Here is a 16,269-nt window from a genome sequence, read left to right on the forward strand (position 1 = left end):
TCAGGAAATTTTTCCTGACTCTTATTTTAATTTCAATACTTAAGTCATAATCATTAGGAGAACCCCATTTAAAATTGCTAAATAGATCGGCATCCATAAGGTTTGCGTATAAAGGTATGACCAAGCAAAAAGTGCTCCAAAAATTATATTAATTAATAATAGTGGCAGTGAGTTTTGCCAATTAAGTAAACTAAACAGAATCCCTGAAGTCAATATTCCTAGAATTGCAGTTAAAACAGTATTGCTCCTAAAAGCATAATTGAATAAAAAACCGGTAATTAAAAATTCTTGTAGTATTGGTAAAACGATACCAATTGCAACTACTAAAAACCAGTAGGTTACTGTTGCTTCATGATGCAAATATGCAATTTGAAAATTATATAATTTAAGTCTGCCGTAGGACTGCAACCAGGAAACACTGATACGCAATGCTGTTACCACAGCAGTCAAACCAATGATCAAGCCAAAATTGCTAAGCCAAGATCCCGCAAAACTACGATCAAAAAAGCGTTGTTCCCTATTAAAGCGATAAATAAAAAACAGTGAAACCATTAATGAGATAGTTGCAAATAAAATTAGATCCCAAATATGAATTGGTGAATTAGCAGTAACTAACTTAATCACCCCGGCAACCATCAAATAGCTAATAAAATAAATAAGATAGCGTATTATGTTGCCTTGCCTTGATGCTGGTGTATTCACAAAAATTACCTCTATACTATTATGTACCTTACAAGTTCCATATTATAGCAAAAAAAGATATCTATATAAAATATCAAGGTAATTTTTCTTAATCTACACTGATATTATTTATATCTTCTAAAGCAATTTTTTGTCCGTCAACAATAATGCCGTCTTCACTATAACCATTGACAAAGCCGCAGATATCAGCTGGTAATTGATTATCACTGTTCATAACTTTAACCTGCAGATGTACCATGCGGTGATTGCCATATGCTTTAAGCAGCTGCAAGCTAATTTCTTCTATACTCATAGTATCTTTAACGGGATGCTTCACGCTGCGCTTTTGTTTATCTTTATTAATTGCCATAGTATGATCGCTCAAAAAGAAACCCTGCCACTTTTTCATTTTGCGATCTTGGTAATTCTTAAAAAAGTCTTGAACTACTTTATCAAAATCATTCATATGCATTTCCACCATTATGTCCACCAACTAAACTGCTGCGCCTTATTGCCGTAGCGCCCTTAGACAAACTTGAGGCTTTGACTAAACTGGTAAAACCATATTTTTTCCTGATTTTGTCAACAGTTATATTTATAGTACGTTTTTTTATCTGTTCAGTGGCCGAAACAAAAAAAGTTAATTGCTGGCAATTATCAGGTTCTAAGCGACTACAATTGACTCCTAATGCTCGGACCGTTTCTCCATGCCAGTTTTTACGGAAAAGAGCCAGTATTTCTTCAACTAATAAATCATTATCATTAGTAGGGCAAATTTTTTGCTGCACATTAAAGCCCTTGCGACTGCCATCTTGTTCGTACTTAGAAAAGCCAACAAACAAGCTTATACAGCTTGCTTGTAAACGGTGTGCCCTTATTCTGGCACCCACCTGCTCGCCAATTTCACGTAAAACTATTTCTATTTCTCGCTGATTCGTATAATCACGGTTTAAAATCTGTGAATTGCCGTAATTTTTCATTATGGGAAAATATTTTTCACTAATAATGCTGCGATCAACTCCCCAGCTAATCGCAAATAGCTGTTCGCCGATCACGCCAAACTCATTTTTTAAAATTGCCGGATCAGTATGAGCCAATTCATACATATTATTAATATGCAGGTGGCGCAAACGTGCAGCTGTTCTCTTGCCAATCCCCCAAACTTCTTCCATATCTTTAATTTGCCAAATTGTATCGGGGACATCAATATAATGCCAATAATCAATCATCGAACACCGATGTTTAGCAGAAATGTCCATAGCTAGTTTAGCTAGCAGTGGATTCTCTCCTATTCCGCAAGTAGTATAAAGACCAATCTTATTTTTTATTTCTACCTGAATTTTGCGAGCAACCAGATAAGGATCATCCCCAAACAAACGCCAAGACTTGGTCATATCAATCATACTTTCATCAATTGAGTAAACATGGATATCTTCATCTGATGCATATTTCTGAAAAATTTTTAATACCTGCATGCTACGTTTAATATACAAATTCATATGCGGGTCTGCCAAAATTAGGTCTGGCGCTTCTTTTTTCGTAGGTAAATCACGTACCCTCATAACATTAGTTAGCCCATATTTTTTCTTCGCTAAAGGTGAGGCTGCCATAATTAGCCCCGAGCCGTAATTTGTATGTGGCTGATGCGAAACAACTGCTAACACAGCTTTCATTGGGTTTAGACCTAATTGAAGTGCCTCACAACTGGCAAAGAATGATTTGTTATCAATCATAAAAATTAAACGATGGGGCTCATAACGATAATCATACATTGCTTTCACTTCCTAATGCAAACTTATGTTCGCTAAAATAAATTATACAAACACCAGTTCGAATAATCAAGTGAAAAATTATTCAATTGCTTCAATCGTTACCTGATATTCCCCTGCCGGAGCCTCTACTTTAACAGTTTTGCCAACTTTCTTTTTCATGATAGCCTGACCTAATGGCGAGTCGAAAGCTATTTTACCAGCACTGATATCTGCCTCCATTCGTCCAACAACTTGGTAAATCTCAGTTTCTGCATCATCATCAAATTTTAATGTGACCGTTTTGCCCAGATCTACCTTGCCGTCAGCTGTTTTTTCAATAATTTCTGCATATTTCAACTGCTTTTCCAAATAGCGCAAACGACTCTGAAGGTGTCCTAAATCACGTTTTGCCTCTGTATATTCAGTATTTTCAGACAAGTCACCCAAAGAGCGTGCTTCCTGCAAAATTTTAATTCTTCTAGGTCTATCCTTTTTCAAATCAGCAATCTCATCTTTAATTTTTTGATAGCCTTGAGGCGTCATTTTTTGATAATAAACCAAAATATTCTCTCCTAATTTTTTCTTTTCAATATTATCCACAAGCTATAATTACTGTTATGGAGGTTTTAGTTTTTATAAATTAGCACTCTAAAAATAATAGTGCTAAATATTTCCTTTTTATGAATCTGCATACTATAATAATAATTGTAAGGAAGAAATGAAAGTCTTCTGTTACAAATATATAAATTTTGAAAGGAAGTTTTTTACTATGGCAAATGATATGATGAATCGGCACAATGATTTATTCGATGCGATGAACGATTGGTTTGATCTTCCAAGAAAATTTTTCGATGATAATGAAGTAGCAAAATTAATGCAATCAGATGTTGTTGAAAACGACAAAGAATATGTAATCAAAGTTGACATGCCTGGAATGGACAAGGATAAAATTCACCTAAATTACAATAATGGTATTTTAAGTGTATCAGGTTCAAGAAAGTCATTTAAAGATATGTCCAAGGATAACAGCATTATTCACCGTGAAAGAAGTGAAGGTCACATTTCACGCAGCTTCAGATTACCAAACGTAGTTGCAAGTGATATTCATGCCAAATACGATAACGGTGTATTGACAATTACCCTGCCAAAGCAACAAGCTGGCGCAAGCGATAACTCAATCCAAATTGACTAATTGTCTTCAAATTATCAAAGTATATTAACTCACTGAAATAACAGAAAGTCTATTTAAACTTGTCTGAACTGTTTTTAAAATAAAACATGTCAGAAGCACCAAAATAAGCTATCCAGATCAAAGTCTGGATGGCTTATTTTGTTTCCAGTTGCTTTTTAGATTTTTCTTTAGCAGCAGATTAAGTAATAGAGTTTTGAGACTATATTTCGTTTAAAATTTCAGGATTATTAACAGAACCTATCATTTTAAATATTATTTTTGCATTTCCATCTATAGGTTCTTTTATATAGTATTTAAAATTCGCAAAGACAATTGATATCTATTTGCAATAGTTTTAATCTAATAATATCAGTAAAATTTAATATTTAAAATTTTGCACCTTTGTTATTGTTAATACTAGGACTGCTAAAGTTTAGGCTTAACTCTTTCTTCTACTCTTTTCCAATTTCAAGATTATTAGTCATTAATCTCAAATAATAGCTGACCAGTCCACCACAGCCAGTGACGTTAAACCTAGGGCAATTTTTCCTTAGGAGGAGTATAAATTGAGCAAAAATAATGACATATACATAGAAAATCGAGCTTCGAGTGCTGCTAAAAAAATAAATAAATTGAACATACCAGATGAAATTAAAAAACAATTAATTGATAAGAAAGTTTTTGATTTTTGGTTTAACAATAAAGAATTAAGAGCCCTGTCAGATAATATTGATATTGCAGGCGGTGAGAGTATCCAGTATGCAGCTAGTGGCAATTACGATAATCATACTGCACTGATAATTTGTACAAACATGCGTGTAATGATAATTAATAAGAACATGTTTATTGGGGGAGATTTTACAGATATACCACTTAATATGATTAATGGTGTATCAATAAAAACGCGACTTTTCTTATCTGACATTCAAATAACTAATGGAGCAACAAATATTTTTCTTAACGATTTAGATAAAACTGCTGCACCAATTTTAGCAGATACTATTAAAAGCATGTCAAAGAATTACCAACAAAGTATTCAAAATGTTCCAGTACAAAATACAACAGATAGTACCCAAGATATGATCGCAGAATTAAAGCAATTAAAAGAGTTAGTTGATGAGGGGATATTGACTGAAGAAGAATTTTCGGCTAAGAAGAAACAAGTTTTAGGATTATAAAACCAAAGCGTGGTCAGCTATTGAACTCGTTTTTCTTTTAGATTAAAATATAAGGTAATTTAAAAATAGATTAAAAAAGGAGAATATATATTATGGCTCACAAACTAACTGTTCAAGAACTAGAAGAGTTTGCGAAAAACTTTAATGAAAAGCCGCAAAATCAAGTTGTGGCACGAGCTGCTCAAAAAAGCGGTGTTTTTGCAGCATCTTACAATGAACGTGTTCAAGGCGAATTGACTCGGGTATTTTCAACAGAGCTGGATACTGAAAATGTTACTAACCAGCGCCAGTCAGGTCGTTGCTGGGAATTTGCTACCTTAAATATTTTACGACATTATTTTGGCAAAAAATATCACTGCAAGAATTTTACTTTCTCACAAAGTTACAACTTTTTCTGGGACAAAGTTGAACGGGCAAATATTTTTTATGACAATATTTTAGATACTGCTGATGAACCACTTGATTCCCGTACCGTAAAAGCATATTTAGACAGTGCTGGCGGAGACGGGGGTCAATTCCACATGGGTGCCGCTTTAATTGAAAAATACGGTGTTGTGCCTTCCTATGCAATGCCTGAAAGTTTTAATACCAATAACACTGCCGGTTTAGGTAAAGCTTTGGGCGATAAACTGAAAAAAGACGCTCTAGTTTTACGCAAATTAAAGCAAGACGGTAAAGATGATGAAATAGAAAAGGCCCGTAAGAAATTCTTAAGTGAAATTTACCAAATAACAGCAATTGCAGTTGGAGAACCACCTAAGAAATTTGACTTGGAATACCGTGATGATGACAAGAAATATCATTTGGACAAAGATTTAACTCCACTAGAATTTTTGCATAAATACATGGGCGATGTTGACTTTAATGATTACGTTGTATTGTCTAATGCACCAGATCATGAATATGATAAATTATATGGGCTGCCATTTGAAGATAACGTTGAAGGATCATACCGCATCAAATTCTTGAATGTACCAATGGAATACTTGGAAACTGCAGCTGTTAACCAATTAAAAGATGGTGAAGCTGTTTGGTTTGGTAATGATGTTGGTGAACAAAGCGATCGTAAAAAGGGATATCTTGACAGCGACTTATATAAACTAAGTGATCTCTTTGGTGTTGACCTCAAGATGTCCAAAGCTGACCGCTTGCGTACCGGTGCCGGCGCTTCAACTCATGCTATGGCTTTTGTTGGTGTTGATGAAGATGGTGGCCATGTGCGTCAATGGAAAGTTGAAAATTCCTGGGGCGAAAAGAACGGTGACAAAGGTTTCTTTGTTATGAATAATGATTGGTTCAATGACTATGTTTATGAAGTTGTTGTCCACAAAAAGTACTTGACACCAGAACAAGTAGCTATTGCTGAGGGTCCAATTACAGACTTACCAGCTTGGGATTCACTAGCTTAAGCGAATTTATAACTAATAGAAAAAGACGAAATTCAAAAACGAATTTCGTCTTTTTTATATTATAAAAAATTATTTACTTTCCACGTAATAATAGCTCATCAAATTTTTTAAAGAATAAATCTTTATTTGCTTTAGTTACCAAAGTAATTTCGCGTCCATTGGAATCATCTTCCATTCGTCCTGCAGCCAATCCCTGTGTAACCACCTTTACCTTGTGCTTTTCAGTGGCCAAAACGACTTCCGGATAAAGAGCACTAATTGTCGTTAATACATCCCAAAAATAAAGTTGCGAGCTTGGAATTGGGGGATTAACCAGGAGACAATAGCCTTGCGCAACCAAGTCTACAGCTGGATGTTCACGCAAACTGGCCCAATGCATTCTTAATTCATAAGTTAATGGTAATTCTTCACTACTTTCAAGACCGATAATTTGCATAGGAATATTTGATTTCAGAACCCTATCAACAGCAAACGGATCCCAAAAGGCATTCCATTCTTGCGTACCATCAACATTAACCTGAACAACATTACCATGACCATCAAGAGAACCGCCCATCCAGTATAGCTGTTCAATTTTATCCGCCATTTTGGGATTAGTATCCAGCGCACGAGCCAAATCGGTTAAAGGTCCCGTCATAACTAACGTGACAGGTTGCTTTGCTGCCAAAATTTTTTCAGCCATGTCTAAATGAGCCGGTTTTACTGCCATTTTAGTAATCATTTTCCCAGATTCGTTTAATAACGGCAAATAATTAAATGAATATGCCGCTTTACGCCAGGCTTCGGGAAACTGATTGACAGCTCTTGAATCTGATTTGGCAATTTCTAATTGATCGCCTCTTAAGTTAAACCGGTCTGTCATCTTTCGACACACCTCAACAGCTGGGTCAACGTAACCATCCGCATCAATTGCACCAACACCTAGTAATTTAATCTCTGGTGCTTGCAAGAGTAACAAATATGATACTAAATCATCAATATTACCGTCATGATTAAAATAAATTTCTTTCATTATTCTTCCCTATTTTGACTTAATATAGTTCTGGCCATCTGCTGCTGGAGCAACTGATTTTCCAAAGAACAAAACTAAAACTAAAATGGTAATTACGTAAGGAGCAATCTGCATGTAAACAGCAGGAATGTGACTAAAGAATGGTAGTTGATTGCCAATAATACTGATACTTTGAGCAAAGCCAAAGAAAAGCGAAGCTAGCATTGCACCTAATGGGTTCCATTTACCAAAGATCATGGCTGCTAACGCCATAAAGCCTTGTCCAACAATAGTAGAAACTGAAAAATTGCCTGAAATTGCTTCCGCAAAAACTGCTCCGCCAATTCCGCCTAAAAAGCCTGATATTAGCACGCCAGCGTAACGCATACCATAAACATTGATCCCCAAAGTATCTGCTGCTTGAGGATTTTCACCACATGAACGCAGACGTAAGCCAAAACGAGTTTTATACAAAACCCACCATAATAAGATTGATACAATTATTGCCAGCCAGGCAGGTGCAGAAGTGTTTTGAAAGAAAACAGGCCCAATAAAAGGAATATTAGCAAGGCCAGGAAAACTAAAATAACCAAAGCTCTGCGTAATGTTTTCAGTTTGACCTTTATCATATATAGCTTTGACTAAAAACACTCCTAATGGTGGAGCCATAAGATTGAGGACAGTCCCGCTGATGATGTGATCAGCGTGAAAATTAATGGTTGCTACAGCATGGAGCAGTGAAAATAGCAAACCTACAACTCCCCCAACAAGAAGGCCAATCCAAGGAGTTGCTTTGCCAAAAGTAGAAGCAAAAGTCAGGTTAAACACAATGGCAGAAAAAGCGCCCATTGTCATTATTCCTTCAAGGCCAATGTTGGTAATACCTGAATTTTCACTATAAACCCCGCCTAAAGCGGTAAAAATTAATGGTGCTGAATAGACAAAAGTCGATGACACAATTAACGCTAAAATCGTAACTAAATTCATGAATTTTGTCCTCCCTGGGTCTTTGTGGAACTCACTGTAACGTTATTTGGTTCAGTTTCTTCAGTCGCTGCATCTTTTTGGGTTTCTTTAGCCCTTTTAGTCGTAAACAGTAATCCAATTACATATTGAATAGCAACAAAGAAAATGATAGCAGCAATTACTATTGAAACAATCTCATAAGGAATACCGGCAATGGTTTGCATTCCTAGACCGCCAATTTTTAAAATTGAAAATAATAGTGAAGCCAGTAAAATGCCGACGGCTGTCCCACCACCAAGAAGAGCAACGGACAGACCATCCCAGCCGATATCTAAGCTGGTCGTTTGGGTGAAATAGTTTTGATATGTGCCAAGACCTTGAACAACACCGCCTAAGCCAGCAAATCCACCGGATAATAACATAGAAAGCATGATATTCTTTTTGGCTGACATTCCTGCATAACGACTCGCCGCAGCATTGGTACCAACTGAACGAATTTCAAAACCTGTAGTAGTTTTTCTCATTAAATACCAATATAAAAAAACTGCAACTAAAGCAATAAAAATACCTGCATTAATGCGTGAATCACCAAACATCGTGCTTAGCCATCCAATTTTTAAGCTGCCATTATCAGCAATTGTTTTAGTAGTATCAGTATCAATACGCAATTTAGATGACATAACTTGTTGCATTAAATATTGACACGAATAAAGCACAATATAGTTAATCATAATGGTTGTTATGACTTCATTAGTCCCAAATTGAGCACGGAGCCAACCAGCAATACCAGCAACAAGTGCGCCAGCCAGAATGCCTGTTATTACCGCCAATGGAAGCAAAATTGCCTTAGGCATATTAGGATTAGCCAAAACCACCCAGATAGAAGATAACCAGCCAGCTTGAGCCTGACCAGGCAAGCCAATATTGAAAAAACCGGCAGTAGAAGCTATAGCAAAACCAATAGCGGTAAAAATCAGCGGGGTAGCTTCACGGATCGTCTCACCTATGCCGTTCATGTTTCCTAACGCACTGGAAAACATTGAAGCATATGCTTGAAACGGATTGTAACTCCAAACCAGCATGATGATTGCTCCGACTAAAAAGCCTGCCAAAATAGAAATGATTGGCACTAAGATTTTCTTGGTTTTTAGTGTAACTTTAAGCAAGTGCATTACCTTCTTTCTTAACGCCGGTCATTAACAAACCTAATTCTTCATCACTAGTATTTTCTGGCTTGACCTCACCAGAAATTCTACCATCGTGAAGCACAATAATTCTGTCTGACAATTGCATAATTTCATCAAGCTCATAAGATATTAACAAAATTGCTTTGCCCTGAGCTCTCTCATTTAAGAGCTGATTATGAATATATTCAATGGCACCAACGTCAAGGCCACGAGTCGGCTGAAAAGCAATAATTAAATTACTGTCGCGACTCAATTCACGGGCAATAATGACTTTTTGCTGGTTACCTCCAGATAAATCACTTACAGGCATTCTTTCACTTGTAGTTCTGATATCAAATTGTTTAATTAATTTCTTGGCATGTTCATGAATTACATCATAATGCATCACGTTATGGCGAGAAAATGGTTCCTTATAATAAGTTTGTAAAGCCAAATTATCAGAAACTGAAAAAGGCAGGATTAAACCATATTTTTGTCGGTCAGCAGGGATATATGACACGCCCTTTTCGGTTATTTGCCGTACCTTACGATTAGTCATATTTTCACCATCAATCAAAATTTTGCCAGAATCAATATGTTGCAAACCGGTTAAAGCTCTGACAAGTTCATCCTGACCGTTACCATCAATACCAGCGACTCCCAATATTTCTCCAGCATGCAATTCAAAAGACAAACCTTTAATTACCGCAACATTTTGTTTGTTTTTAACATGTAAGTCTTCAACCTGCAACATTGTGCGTCCAACTTTTTCTGTGGGCTTATTAACCTGCATGTTAACGTGACGTCCCACCATCAATTCTGCCAGACGATTATTATCAACATTAGCGACATCAAAAGTTCCTACGCTTTTACCAGCACGAATCACAGTTACACGATCAGCTGCCCGTTCGATTTCTTCCAGTTTATGTGTAATTAAAATGATTGATTTGCCCTCTTTTGCCAGTTCATGCAGTATTTGAATAAATTCTGTAATTTCTTGCGGGGTCAAAACAGCAGTGGGTTCATCAAAAATCATAATATCTGCTCCACGGTAAAGAACTTTCAAAATTTCCACTCTTTGCTGTTGAGCAACCGTAATCTCACTGACCTTTTTCAGTGGGTCAACATTTAAGTTATAACGCTCAGACAGGGCCATTATTTGCTTTTCTGCTTTTTTAAAATCCAGTTTAGGACCCTTGGTAGTTTCATGACCCAAAATGATATTTTCTAAAACAGTAAAGGAATCCATCAACATAAAATGCTGGTGTACCATGCCTATACCCAAATCTTTTGCGACAGTTGGATTTTTAATATTAACCTTTTTCCCCCGAACCAAAATTGAACCTGCGGTAGGGGTAATCAAGCCAGATAAAATACTCATTAAAGTTGATTTACCTGCACCATTTTCTCCCAAAAGAGCTAAAATTTCACCTTTCCTTAAAGTCAAATTAATATCATTATTGGCTTTAAAACCGCTAAAATCCTTCACAATATGGCGCATCTCTATTACGTTCGTCATATCTTTCATTTTATGTAAATTTCCTTTTTCTAAAAAAACTCTTTGCATAAATTTACACAAAGAGTTTTAAACGTTAATTTACTTTAATTCTGCACCACTGTTATTTTTCCGGAAACTACTTGCTGCTTAGCCTTTTGTACTGCAATCCATGCCTTTGGTGCAAGATTGCCTTTAGTAATTGAAACACCATTGCCTTTTAATGAATAAACCAGGTGCTTTCCTCCAGGGAACTTACCTTTGGCTGCATCATCAGCTAAAGATTTGGTTGCAACATTTAGTCCCTTCAATACAGAAGTTAAAGTAAAGTTAGCCTTTTTACCATCCTTTGTTTTGTAGTTTCCCAGGTTTTCCTGATCAACATCAACACCAATTACCCAAACCTTTTTATTTTCCGGCTTAGTTTGATTAAGTGCTTTAGCTTCTTGGAAAACTCCACTACCGGCAGAACCGGCAGCTTGGAAGACTACGTCACAGTTGTCAGCGTACATAGATTGTGCAATTGACTTAGCTTTATCATTTGAAGTAAAGTTTCCGATATATTGCGTGCTGACACTGATCTTTTTATGTTGAGCTTTAGCAGCGTCTTTTACACCTTGTTTGAAACCTGCTTCAAAAGTATCAATGATTGCAGATTTTGCTCCGCCGATAAAACCAACTTTATTAGTTTTAGTTGAATAAGCTGCAGCTACGCCACCCAAATATGATGATTCGTTACTCTTAAAAGTAACAGAAGCTACATTTTTCTGACCAGTTATCACATCGTCAACAATTACAAAATTTTTCTTAGGATTCTTCTTGGCAGCAGCCTTAACTGAATCTTTTAGCATATAGCCAATACCGAATATTGTTTGGTAGCCAGACTTGGCAGCCTGATTAAAATTAGGCGTATAGTCAGTAGCACTGCTAGATTGAAAATACTGGTAGCCTTTGCCTTGTTTAAAGTTATGTTCTTTACCATAATCTTTAAAACCGGCCCAAGCAGCCTGATTAAAGGACTGGTCGTTAATACCGTTGCTATCCGTAATTAACGCAATACTGTCCTTCTTGTTTTGACTGCTTGTTCCCTGCTTTTTTCCCGAGCAAGCATTCAAAAACAAAGTAAATGAAGCCATTAAGATTCCTAATGACAAAAATTTCGTAAATTTCTTACCCATTATATTACCCTCCACAAAATACGAACTTTTCATAACTAATATTATAATAAAATACGTATTAATTCAAGATAATTATTTTTTTGGTAAGATTTAGATAAAGAAATCGGCTTATCAACGAACTATTTACTTGGGTGAATTGGCACTTTAATATTGCCCTCAATTATTTCATTACGTGCCTGACGTGAATATTTCCAAGCTTTAGCACTTATTTGTCCGCGTTTGATTGAGACGCCATTGGTTTTTAGGCCATAAACCAATTGCTGGCCACCTGGGAATTTACCTTCATAAGCACGGTTAGAAATATCTCGGGTAGCCACATTGACACCAGTAATCACAGAAGTCAAAACGAAGTTATCTTTTTTACCATCTTTAGTTTTATAGTTGCCTAAATGTGATTGATCAGAGTCAACACCAATAGCCCAGACTTTTTTTGCACCTGTTCTAGTTTGATTAATAGATTTAGCTTCTTGGAACAGACCATTGCCTGCTAAACCAGAAGCATGAAAAATAATATCAGCTTTTTTAGCATACATTGACTGAGCAATGGCTTTTTCTTTGTCTGCACTCTTAAAATCACCCACATACTGATTTAGCAGTGTAATTTTTTTATGCAGTTTTTTGGCTTGATCATTAACACCTTTAGTAAAACCGGCATCAAACAAGTCAATAATATTGCCATGAGCACCACCAATGAAACCAATTACGTTGGTCTTTGTTTCCGTTGCTGCTACAACACCTGCTAAGTAAGAAGCTTGCTCACTCTTGAAATTGGCGGAGGCCACATTCTTCTGCCCCTTAATTACTTCGTCAACAATAACGTAGTTCTTTTTAGGATTCTTTTTAGCAGCAGCTTTGACAGCGTCTTTTAAGCTATAGCCAATACCAAAAATTGTTTGATAGCCAGCTTTGCTTGCTTGATCAAAATTGGGTTCAAAATCTGCCGCACTGCCAGATTGAAAATACTGGTAGCCATTACGTCCACGACTAAGATTGTGATCTTTGCCGTATTCTTTAAAGCCTTGCCAAGCAGACTGATTGAAAGAATTATCATTAACACCAGCAGTATCAGTAATTAGCGCAATGGAGTGCTTAGCACTGCTGCTCGAATTACTACTACCTCCCTGCTTTTTACCTGAGCATGCTGTAAGCGCTAATCCTGCAGCAACTGCCACCGCACTAATGGAAAAGAATTTTCTAAATTTTGACTTCATCTTGTGACCTCCTATTTTTTACACTAATTAACATACCACATCTGGTACCATTGTCAAAAAATCACTACAAGATAAAGTGTTGATCTGATAGCATTTCTATTTTTTCATGAAAACGAAACTAAGCTTTATTCATAATGTTTTGTATACAACAATGAAAAAAGTTGAAATTTTCGTATAGAACTGGTTAAGCTGCTAAATCTTGAGTAAGCTTTAGTGCTAAAAATTGAGATCACTTATTGTTCAGAAATTAACGTATAATACAGTAAAAAAGTTATTTGTTACAGAAGAAATAAAATGAAGCTATATAAAGAATTTTTCGAATCAGAATTAGGAACATTGACTCTTTTGAGTGATGAAAAAAATTTATTAGGATTATGGTTTAACGGGCAAAAATATTTTGGTGCCGACTATGATTTGACTGCTGCCAAAGTTTTTGCAACTAGACCTATTAAACAAGCTCTAAAATGGCTAACGAACTATTTTGCTGGCCAAACTCCTGATCCATTTGCTGTACCAATTAAACCCAATGTGTCTACTTTTAGTCAAAAAGTGCTCAAAGAACTACAAAAAGTACCTTATGGTGAAGTAACCACTTATAAAGAATTATCTAATCGCGTACAAAAAGGACAAAATAAGATAAATTTGGCGCGCGCTGTTGGCAATGCAGTCAAACATAATCCAATTAGTTTAATTATTCCCTGTCACCGTGTAATTGGCAGTGATGGGTCCTTAACTGGTTATGCCGGTGGTCTTGAACGCAAGAGGGCACTGTTAAAAATGGAAAATCCCCAAATCAAATTTTCCAGTCAGTTAGACTTGCTGTGATTTTTAATGTTCGTGTTTTTAAAAAAAGCAAAATAAAAAGCCACATGCGACTACATGCAGCTTAAACATTCCATTCAGCCATAAATTCTTTCACATAATCACGCATAAATTCCGTTCTTTTTTGCGCTTCTTTTTTACCCCCGACAGTATTCATTAAATCAGCCAATTGAAACAGTTTTTCATAAAAATGGTTAATTGTTGTTTCTGTATGTTCACGATATTGATCATGGCTTACAAGCTTCTGTGGCTTGATTCTGGGATCGTATATAACATTGCCATGAGCACCGCCATATGTAAACGCACGGGCGATGCCAATTGCACCCAAGCTTTCAATGCGATCAGCATCTTGCACATATTCTCCTGATACTGGCAACTGATAATGATGCTCTATATTAGCGGAAAAAGACATATGTTGCATAGTGAATAAAATGTCTTTGACTTCTAGGGAAGTAAACCCCACCTTAGGAAGCAGTTCTTTAATGCTGGCAAGAACTTGATCAGGATCAGCACAGATTTTTTCATCAATAGTATCGTGTAAATATCCCGCAGTTTGAATAATAGCCACCATGCGGCTATCTTCATGTGCATCAAGATTATCTTGTAAATACATTTTGCTGGCCAGATGAGCTACTCGTTGTCCATGATAAAAATCATGCCCTGTTTTTTCATTTTTCAGCTGCTCTTTAACAAAATCAGTTACTTTAGTTAAATCCAAGTTAATTTCCTTTCTAATTTGTAAAATACTTTTTCATAAAATAAGCAGTTCCAATAAAGATTTGGTTTCTACATAGGCAAATTTAAAGTCCCTTAGGCACCAAAATGCTTAGTTATTTTAATTTTTATGAATACGACAACAGTTATTACTAGCTTTATTACCCTTTATATTATAAAAAAACAGACTATTAACTTTAGTAATTTATACTACTAGTTTAATAGTCTATCTCTTTTTTTTAATTTGACCAAATTTATTTCATAACGAGCTAACAATAATGTTAAATTATTCCTCTTTTAACTCGTATTAAATATTTAGCTTTTTATGGGCAGGCTTGAATTTATGGCTCCTTGTAATTGTGCCGATGTGATCATAAGTCACTGTTGCTCGTTTAAATTGACTTAAATCTTTTGTTTTAATATAACTAACAATCAATTCACCATTTGCGACATAGTTATAAAGGGGATAATAGTTTTCATAAGTATTTGTGCCATCAACTCTGAATTTAATCGGTGTACGCCCAATCCAAAAGCCTTTGTGTTTTCCTTTGGCTTGTCCATCTTGCTTCAAGGAAACAGTAAATGTGGCATCTCCCTTATTACTATAAATAATATTTTCTTTAGTTAATGTCTTACCATATTGATGATCAGTTTCACTATAACCATTATAAGCATTGGCCAAAGACCCATTGTAATCGTGAACTACAGCATGTCCTTTTTTAAGTTGGTATCCGTAAGGTACCTGACAATATGCTGCTGGAATTATATATTTCGTTTTGCCATCTTTTTCTTTAATATTGCTAATGAAATAACGAGTACCATTAATTGTTCCCGCACCTATAAAAATATCCCAATCATCAACTCCAGGATCGGATCTAGTTTCCAATAGCTTATGTGACGTTAAATGCCGATATGCTTGAACATTATCACCCGGGACAAAGCTGGCGTACCATTTCCTCTTTTTAATGTAATGAGCACCAGGCTTTTTAGAAAGCTTCTGTAGCTTGTTATAATCCTTTATCGTGGCAACTGGCAGAGATTTTGCCAAAATAGGCTGAGCGCTTACACCTAATGAAGCAGAACCGATAGTTAACATCGCTCCTACAATTAACATTTTCTTAAATAATTTAATCTTCTTCATAGCAAATAAACTTCCTTACTTTAATATACATGTCAATAATTTTTCCTATTATAGATTTCACACCTTATACTATTAGTTATATAATTAGCGCGTAATTTAGGCAACATAAAATTATAAGATTATTGATTTATTTCAACTTATTTAAGACAAAATTTTATACATAAAGTAGTTTATAAATGTTATCATAGCAACTTTAAAAGCTGCTTTAGGTTTTTGCGGCACACAGGGGAAAAAAACATATTCATAATTATCTGCTATAAAACTAAGCTCTGCTATAAAACTAAGCCACTTCCCAGATTTGAACTGAGGACCTCCTCCTTACCACGGCGGTGCTCTACCTTCTGAGCTAAAGTGGCAAATTAACAATAATAAAAAAGCATCCATCTCTTATTGAG

General features: G+C 35.8%; 16 protein-coding genes and 1 tRNA gene. 4 read left to right on the forward strand and 13 right to left on the reverse strand.

The window, feature by feature from the left end:
• Positions 1 to 39: 39 nt before the first annotated feature.
• The 4 genes from LACWKB10_RS01770 to greA all read right to left on the reverse strand — a co-directional run bounded on the left by LACWKB10_RS01770 (position 40) and on the right by greA (position 2,993).
• Positions 40 to 702 (reverse strand): CPBP family intramembrane glutamic endopeptidase, encoded by a 663-nt coding sequence (locus LACWKB10_RS01770; RefSeq protein WP_034978033.1) that lies wholly within the window; start codon positions 700 to 702, stop codon positions 40 to 42.
• An 88-nt stretch (positions 703 to 790) separates the two neighbouring features.
• Positions 791 to 1,147, reverse strand: coding sequence for a hypothetical protein (locus LACWKB10_RS01775; RefSeq protein ID WP_081945320.1), 357 nt, complete (start codon positions 1,145 to 1,147; stop codon positions 791 to 793).
• Positions 1,140 to 2,453 (reverse strand): Y-family DNA polymerase, encoded by a 1,314-nt coding sequence (locus tag LACWKB10_RS01780; protein ID WP_034978034.1) that lies wholly within the window; start codon positions 2,451 to 2,453, stop codon positions 1,140 to 1,142. Before LACWKB10_RS01780 ends, LACWKB10_RS01775 begins: the two co-directional genes overlap by 8 nt.
• Positions 2,454 to 2,531: 78 nt before the next feature.
• Positions 2,532 to 2,993: a transcription elongation factor GreA gene (gene greA / locus LACWKB10_RS01785; RefSeq protein ID WP_034978035.1), complete on the reverse strand. Its 462-nt coding sequence runs from the start codon at positions 2,991 to 2,993 to the stop codon at positions 2,532 to 2,534.
• Positions 2,994 to 3,201: 208 nt separating this feature from the next.
• Here greA and LACWKB10_RS01790 point away from each other — a divergent pair, with 208 nt between their 5' ends.
• The 3 genes from LACWKB10_RS01790 to LACWKB10_RS01800 all read left to right on the forward strand — a co-directional run bounded on the left by LACWKB10_RS01790 (position 3,202) and on the right by LACWKB10_RS01800 (position 6,190).
• On the forward strand, positions 3,202 to 3,624 hold the full coding sequence (locus tag LACWKB10_RS01790; protein ID WP_034978036.1) for an Hsp20/alpha crystallin family protein: 423 nt from the start codon (positions 3,202 to 3,204) through the stop codon (positions 3,622 to 3,624).
• Positions 3,625 to 4,169: 545 nt separating this feature from the next.
• Positions 4,170 to 4,781: a PH domain-containing protein gene (locus LACWKB10_RS01795; protein ID WP_034978037.1), complete on the forward strand. Its 612-nt coding sequence runs from the start codon at positions 4,170 to 4,172 to the stop codon at positions 4,779 to 4,781.
• Between the two features lie 92 nt (positions 4,782 to 4,873).
• The gene (locus LACWKB10_RS01800) at positions 4,874 to 6,190 is read left to right on the forward strand and encodes a C1 family peptidase (protein WP_034978038.1); all 1,317 of its coding nucleotides are present in this window, start codon (positions 4,874 to 4,876) and stop codon (positions 6,188 to 6,190) included.
• 73 nt (positions 6,191 to 6,263) lie between these two features.
• On the opposite strand, the gene LACWKB10_RS01805 is transcribed toward LACWKB10_RS01800, so the two are convergent.
• From LACWKB10_RS01805 to LACWKB10_RS01830, 6 genes are all read right to left on the reverse strand, one after another.
• On the reverse strand, positions 6,264 to 7,202 hold the full coding sequence (locus LACWKB10_RS01805) for a nucleoside hydrolase (protein WP_034978040.1): 939 nt from the start codon (positions 7,200 to 7,202) through the stop codon (positions 6,264 to 6,266).
• A gap of 9 nt (positions 7,203 to 7,211) precedes the next feature.
• Entirely contained in the window at positions 7,212 to 8,168 is a 957-nt protein-coding gene (locus tag LACWKB10_RS01810; protein WP_034978041.1) for an ABC transporter permease, read from the reverse strand.
• A complete protein-coding gene (locus tag LACWKB10_RS01815) occupies positions 8,165 to 9,313 on the reverse strand; it encodes an ABC transporter permease (protein WP_052060242.1) in 1,149 nt (382 codons plus the stop codon). Before LACWKB10_RS01815 ends, LACWKB10_RS01810 begins: the two co-directional genes overlap by 4 nt.
• The gene (locus tag LACWKB10_RS01820) at positions 9,306 to 10,841 is read right to left on the reverse strand and encodes an ABC transporter ATP-binding protein (protein ID WP_034978043.1); all 1,536 of its coding nucleotides are present in this window, start codon (positions 10,839 to 10,841) and stop codon (positions 9,306 to 9,308) included. Before LACWKB10_RS01820 ends, LACWKB10_RS01815 begins: the two co-directional genes overlap by 8 nt.
• A 74-nt stretch (positions 10,842 to 10,915) precedes the next feature.
• On the reverse strand, positions 10,916 to 11,986 hold the full coding sequence (locus LACWKB10_RS01825) for a BMP family protein (RefSeq protein ID WP_034978045.1): 1,071 nt from the start codon (positions 11,984 to 11,986) through the stop codon (positions 10,916 to 10,918).
• Between the two features lie 119 nt (positions 11,987 to 12,105).
• Positions 12,106 to 13,197: a BMP family protein gene (locus LACWKB10_RS01830; protein WP_034978047.1), complete on the reverse strand. Its 1,092-nt coding sequence runs from the start codon at positions 13,195 to 13,197 to the stop codon at positions 12,106 to 12,108.
• Positions 13,198 to 13,491: 294 nt separating this feature from the next.
• Here LACWKB10_RS01830 and LACWKB10_RS01835 point away from each other — a divergent pair, with 294 nt between their 5' ends.
• Positions 13,492 to 14,022, forward strand: a complete 531-nt coding sequence (locus LACWKB10_RS01835; RefSeq protein WP_034978050.1) for a methylated-DNA--[protein]-cysteine S-methyltransferase — start codon at positions 13,492 to 13,494, stop codon at positions 14,020 to 14,022.
• Between the two features lie 61 nt (positions 14,023 to 14,083).
• Here LACWKB10_RS01835 and LACWKB10_RS01840 read toward each other — a convergent pair whose 3' ends face one another.
• From LACWKB10_RS01840 to LACWKB10_RS01850, 3 genes are all read right to left on the reverse strand, one after another.
• Positions 14,084 to 14,737 (reverse strand): HD domain-containing protein, encoded by a 654-nt coding sequence (locus LACWKB10_RS01840; protein WP_034978052.1) that lies wholly within the window; start codon positions 14,735 to 14,737, stop codon positions 14,084 to 14,086.
• 303 nt (positions 14,738 to 15,040) lie between these two features.
• Positions 15,041 to 15,874 (reverse strand): hypothetical protein, encoded by an 834-nt coding sequence (locus LACWKB10_RS01845; protein ID WP_034978054.1) that lies wholly within the window; start codon positions 15,872 to 15,874, stop codon positions 15,041 to 15,043.
• A gap of 283 nt (positions 15,875 to 16,157) precedes the next feature.
• A tRNA-Thr gene (locus LACWKB10_RS01850) sits at positions 16,158 to 16,230 on the reverse strand.
• Positions 16,231 to 16,269: the final 39 nt, after the last annotated feature.

Source organism: Lactobacillus sp. wkB10, assembly GCF_000760615.1.
Taxonomy (GTDB): Bacteria; Bacillota; Bacilli; order Lactobacillales; family Lactobacillaceae; genus Lactobacillus; species Lactobacillus huangpiensis.

Coding starts and splice junctions, on each gene's coding strand:
- LACWKB10_RS01775 (WP_081945320.1), bottom strand. CDS start 1,147: ATGAATGATTTTGATAAAGTAGTTCAAGACTTTTTTAAGAATTACCAA.
- LACWKB10_RS01780 (WP_034978034.1), bottom strand. CDS start 2,453: ATGTATGATTATCGTTATGAGCCCCATCGTTTAATTTTTATGATTGAT.
- LACWKB10_RS01790 (WP_034978036.1), top strand. CDS start 3,202: ATGGCAAATGATATGATGAATCGGCACAATGATTTATTCGATGCGATG.
- LACWKB10_RS01800 (WP_034978038.1), top strand. CDS start 4,874: ATGGCTCACAAACTAACTGTTCAAGAACTAGAAGAGTTTGCGAAAAAC.
- LACWKB10_RS01805 (WP_034978040.1), bottom strand. CDS start 7,202: ATGAAAGAAATTTATTTTAATCATGACGGTAATATTGATGATTTAGTA.
- LACWKB10_RS01810 (WP_034978041.1), bottom strand. CDS start 8,168: ATGAATTTAGTTACGATTTTAGCGTTAATTGTGTCATCGACTTTTGTC.
- LACWKB10_RS01820 (WP_034978043.1), bottom strand. CDS start 10,841: ATGAAAGATATGACGAACGTAATAGAGATGCGCCATATTGTGAAGGAT.
- LACWKB10_RS01825 (WP_034978045.1), bottom strand. CDS start 11,986: ATGGGTAAGAAATTTACGAAATTTTTGTCATTAGGAATCTTAATGGCT.
- LACWKB10_RS01830 (WP_034978047.1), bottom strand. CDS start 13,197: ATGAAGTCAAAATTTAGAAAATTCTTTTCCATTAGTGCGGTGGCAGTT.
- LACWKB10_RS01835 (WP_034978050.1), top strand. CDS start 13,492: ATGAAGCTATATAAAGAATTTTTCGAATCAGAATTAGGAACATTGACT.
- LACWKB10_RS01845 (WP_034978054.1), bottom strand. CDS start 15,874: ATGAAGAAGATTAAATTATTTAAGAAAATGTTAATTGTAGGAGCGATG.